This window comes from Kitasatospora sp. NPDC059571 (assembly GCF_042735675.1).
In the GTDB taxonomy this organism is placed as follows: domain Bacteria; phylum Actinomycetota; class Actinomycetes; order Streptomycetales; family Streptomycetaceae; genus Kitasatospora.
The window spans coordinates 8,482-13,053 of sequence record NZ_JBHWBW010000198.1 but is presented as its reverse complement, the minus strand read 5'-3'; the positions used below and the strand labels follow the sequence as shown (position 1 = coordinate 13,053).

Below are 4,572 nucleotides of genomic sequence, written 5' to 3'. Positions count from 1 at the left end.
CGGACCCCGAGCGCCCCCCCCCCCGCGCGCCGCGCCCCCGCCGGGCCGGGCGGGCCCCCCTCCGCGCCGGCCCCGGACCCGGACGTGCGCCGGCTGCACGGCGAGGTACTCGACGAGCAGCCTGCGGCCCGCCCGGTACTCGTCCAGTGCCATCACGTTCGCCACCGCCCGCGCGGTGGCGCGGTACTCCGGGCGCCCCTCCGGGGCCACCGAGAGGTCCAGCTGCAGCGGCACCTCGGGCCCCTCGCCGACCGCCCGCACCGACTCGATCCGGGCCACCGCGGGCTGCACCCGGCCGGCCCGCGCGGCCTCCAGCCGCCGGCGCCGGGAACCGTACAGCAGGCCGAAGCCCAGCAGCCCCGTCCACGGCGCCAGGTTCAGGCCGATCACGAACAGCGCCACCCCGCGCCCGTGCCCGAGCCCCAGGGCGCCCACCAGGACCGCCCCCGTCTCCGCCCCGAGCAGTACGCACAACACCAGTCCGGCCCGAAACACGGCCTCATCCCCTCTCGTCCTCGCCCCGCGCCCGCCCGAGCGGCAGGGTCGGATCGGCGGGCCCGGGCCCGCCCGGCGCCGCCCCTCAGCGTGCCGCGGACCGCCCCCCGGTACCCGAGTATCGCCTACTCAGAACGGCCCGTAGCAGCCCGGCCGGTCCGGCCCCGGACGGTCCGATATTGTTGTGTCTGCATACAAATATCCCTCTGGAGGCATTGATGATCCCCGCCCCGTACCGGGCCGCCGAGACCCGCTACCAAGGCTCCATGCGCTACCGCCGCAGCGGCCGGAGCGGACTCCAGCTCCCGGAGATCTCGCTCGGCCTCTGGCACAACTTCGGCGACGACCGCACCCTGGACTCCCAGCGCGCCATCCTCCGCCGGGCCTTCGACCTCGGCATCACGCACTTCGACCTGGCCAACAACTACGGCCCCCCGTACGGCTCCGCCGAGGAGAACTTCGGCCGCCACCTGGCCGCCGACTTCCGGCCGTACCGCGACGAGATGGTCATCTCCACCAAGGCCGGCTACGACATGTGGCCCGGCCCGTACGGCGAGTGGGGCTCGCGCAAGTACCTGACCGCCAGCCTCGACCAGTCGCTGCGCCGGATGGGCCTGGACTACGTCGACATCTTCTACTCGCACCGCTTCGACCCGCAGACCCCGCTGGAGGAGACCATGGGGGCGCTGGCCTCCGCGGTGCGGCAGGGCAAGGCGCTCTACGCCGGCATCTCCTCGTACAGCGCCGCGAAGACCCGCGAGGCGGCCGCGCTGCTGCGCGAGATGGGCGTCCCGCTGCTGATCCACCAGCCGTCGTACTCGATGCTCAACCGGTGGATCGAGGAGGACGGCCTGCTCGACGTGCTGGCCGAGGAGGGCGCCGGCTGCATCGGCTTCGCCCCGCTGGCGCAGGGGATCCTGACCGACCGCTACCTGAACGGCATTCCGGCCGGCTCGCGGGCGGCCCAGGGCAAGTCGCTGGACCCGGCGGCCCTCACCGACGAGACCCTCGACAAGCTGCGGGCGCTCAACGCGATCGCCGCCCGCCGCGGCCAGTCCCTCGCCCAGCTCGCGCTGAGCTGGCTGCTGCGTGACCCCCGGATGACCTCCGCGCTGATCGGCGCGTCCTCGGTGGCGCAGCTGGAGAGCAACGTGGCGGCCCTGCGCGGCGAGCCGCTCACCGACGAGGAGCTCGTCGAGATCGACCGGTACGCCACCGACGCGGGCCTCAACCTCTGGGCGAAGTCCACGGAGGGCTGACACGCCCCGGTCCTACGGGGACGGATGCCGGGGCGGGAGGCGTGCCCATCGTCGCGTCCGCGGCGCGTGCGCGCCGTCCCGGCGCCCCGGCTTCCCCCGAAGGAGTGATCCACACCGGCCGCGGCCGGTGTGCGACCCGGTCGTGCTGGGACGATCGACTCTCCGGAGGTCGGTCGGTCCGCCCCCGCCCGGGCGGCCGTGGGCTGCCCGGACGGGCGTCCGGACGGGGAGGGGTGCAACCGTGGTCGGGAACGCTGCCGTGGACGTGGTCCGGGAGTCGGCACGGGCCGGACGGCTCGTGATGTGGGAGGAGTCGGCCCGGGACGGGGCGCAGGCCAAGACGCTGATGTCGGCGGAGTTCCGGGTCCGGCTCGCCCGCGAGCAGGGGCGGATCTTCGGCGGGCACGGGCCGCGGCACGTGGTGTTCGCGGCCGGGTTCCCCGCGGTCTGCGCCGAGGAGTACGAGGCGGTGCGCCGGGTCGCCGTGGAGGCCGAGGGGGCGGTGAGCGTGGCCGCGGTGTGCCGCGGCACGGCCGACGACCTCCGCCGGGCCGTCACCGCAGTCCGCGGCACCGCCCACGCCCGGGTCATGGTCGTCGTGCCCGCCTCCGAGGCGATGGCGCAGGTCATGGTCCACCGCGGCGCCCGCGAGGCGCTCGACGAGGGCGTGGCCCTGGTGAAGCGGGCCCGCGACCTCGACGAGGCCGTCGCCGTGGACGTCTGCCTCGCGGACGCCGCCCGGGCCGACCACGGACTGGCGTCCGCCGCCGCCGAGGAGCTGACCGCGGCGGGCGCCGGAACGGTCCTGCTGGCCGACACCGTGGGCGGCCAACTGCCCACCGAGACGGCCGCGATGTTCGCCGAGGTCCGCGCGCGCACGGGCCCGGAGGTGGTGCTGGGCGCGCACCTGCACAACGACCTCGGCCTGGGCCTGGCCAACACCCTGGAAGCGGTCAGGGCGGGCGTCCGGGTGGTGGCCGGCTCCTGGCTCGGTCTCGCCGAACGCTCCGGGATGGCCGCCACCGAACAGCTGCTGTTCCTGCTCGCCCACGACCCCGGGCGGATCGCCCGGCTGATCGGCGCGGCGGTGGACGGCGATCGCGAGAGCGGCCCCGGCAGCCGCCGTGACGGCGACCCCGGCGGTGGCGGACTCTGGTGGACCGAGCCCGACCTGACCCGGCTGCCGGTGATCGCCCGGATGGTCTCCGCCCAGACCGAGCTGCCGCTCACCGTGACCACGCCGATCGTCGGCACCGGCGTCGGCACCATCTCCACCGGCACCCCGTTCGTCCATCCCGAGCTGTTCCAGCCCTTCGACCCGCAGGCCCGGCTCGGCATCGCGCCGACCGTCGTCCTCACCCACCTGGCCAGCGCCCGCGTCGTCACCGCCGTTGCCGCGCGCCTCGGCCGCGACCTCGACGCCGGCCAGGCCCGCACCGCCATGGGCTGGGTCAAGACGCAGGCCTACCGCACCGGACGGGCCGTGGTCGACGAACAGGCCTTCGCCGCCTACCTCGACGGCCTCACCGCCGTGATCGCCGCCCCGAACTCTGCTGCGCGGGGCACCCGGTGAGGCCCACCGGTCCGGCAGGCGACCACCCGCCGGGCCCGCCCGACCCTGCCGCCGCCGACGTCGCGGCCGTCGCCGAACGCCTGCGCCGCGGCGGCGCCGTCGTGCTCCCCAATCCGGCACCGCTGACCCACGTGGTCGCGGCCACCGACCCCCGGGCGGTCAACACCGCCAAGGGCCGCCCGGCGGACCAGCCCGTCGCCCTCTGGGCGCACCACCCCGACACCCTGGCCGCCCTCGGACCGCTGCTCGACCTGGACACCGCCGGGTACGCCCTGGCCCGCCGACTGCTGGCCGACGAACTGGTCACCCTGCTCGCCCCGCTGCGCCCCGGCCGCGACCGCCCCGGATGGGCCGCCCCGGCGAGCAAGGACGGCTGGACCCTGCTGTTCGGTGCCCGCTGGGAGCCCCTGCGGGCGCTGCTCGACCCGCACCCCGTCCTGTACGTCAGCAGCGCCAACCGGACGGGCCACGCGCCCGCCGCCACCGCGGCGGAGGCCGCCGCGATGTTCGGGCCGGCCGTCCCCGTGCTGGGCGCCGGAGACCCACACGCGGCGCCGGACACCCGGCCCGGGCCGCCCCGCCGGGCGACCACCACCCTGCGCCTGCACCCCGACAGCCGCCTCGAACTGCACCGGCACGGTGCCCAGGACCACCCGTACGGCGGCGCTGCCGGCTACCTCGCCCATCTTGCCGACCGGCCTTCCGGCATCTGATCCGACGATCCGTCACATGGTCCTCCTTGTGACGACATGACGGCCCGTCGGAGCATTCGAGTGACGGCCTTCACCCGCTGGTGGACACAACGGCCTTTCCCCGTGGGCCGATCGGGTGGATCCGGGCCCGGTCACCCGGCCGCCGGCGGGTGGCGGGGCGAAGGATGGGTGACAGGCGGGCGGCTGGTGAGCCGTCCGATCCCGTATCCGTTCGAGGAGAGTGCTCCGTGTCCTTCGTCCGTACCGCATCCGCCGTTGCCGTTGCCGCCGTCTCCGCCGTCCTGCTCGCCGCCGGGGGTGCCACGGCGAGCTCCGGTGCCGAGGGCACGGCCGTCGGCTCGCCCGGCGTGCTGTCCGGCAACCTGATCCAGGTGCCCGTGCACGTGCCGGTCAACGTCTGCGGCAACAGCATCGGCGTCGTCTCGCTGCTGAACCCGACCCTCGGCAACAGCTGCGCCAACGTCGGCTGACACCGGTGTCCACGCGCCGCGGGGGCGGTCCGCCCCCGCGGCGCACAGCCCCGGGCGGGCCC

Annotated in this window: 4 protein-coding genes and 1 pseudogene; 4 read left to right on the top strand and 1 reads right to left on the bottom strand. The window is 75.7% G+C overall.

Annotated features, from left to right (window positions below):
* Positions 1 to 495, bottom strand: a pseudogene (locus ACFV0G_RS21665) (hypothetical protein); the annotation flags it as partial.
* Between the two features lie 218 nt (positions 496 to 713).
* Between ACFV0G_RS21665 and mgrA the strand changes: the two are divergent.
* From mgrA to ACFV0G_RS21645, 4 genes are all read left to right on the top strand, one after another.
* Entirely contained in the window at positions 714 to 1,754 is a 1,041-nt protein-coding gene (gene mgrA / locus ACFV0G_RS21660; protein WP_380550153.1) for an L-glyceraldehyde 3-phosphate reductase, read from the top strand.
* A gap of 241 nt (positions 1,755 to 1,995) precedes the next feature.
* Positions 1,996 to 3,327 (top strand): 2-isopropylmalate synthase, encoded by a 1,332-nt coding sequence (locus ACFV0G_RS21655; RefSeq protein ID WP_380550150.1) that lies wholly within the window; start codon positions 1,996 to 1,998, stop codon positions 3,325 to 3,327.
* On the top strand, positions 3,324 to 4,040 hold the full coding sequence (locus tag ACFV0G_RS21650) for a hypothetical protein (protein WP_380550147.1): 717 nt from the start codon (positions 3,324 to 3,326) through the stop codon (positions 4,038 to 4,040). The genes ACFV0G_RS21655 and ACFV0G_RS21650 overlap by 4 nt, the downstream gene beginning before the upstream one ends.
* A 227-nt stretch (positions 4,041 to 4,267) precedes the next feature.
* Positions 4,268 to 4,510, top strand: coding sequence for a chaplin (locus ACFV0G_RS21645; RefSeq protein ID WP_380550144.1), 243 nt, complete (start codon positions 4,268 to 4,270; stop codon positions 4,508 to 4,510).
* Positions 4,511 to 4,572: the final 62 nt, after the last annotated feature.

Excerpts from the sequence above, each read along its gene's own strand:
- mgrA (WP_380550153.1), top strand. The coding sequence starts at position 714 with ATGATCCCCGCCCCGTACCGGGCCGCCGAGACCCGCTACCAAGGCTCC.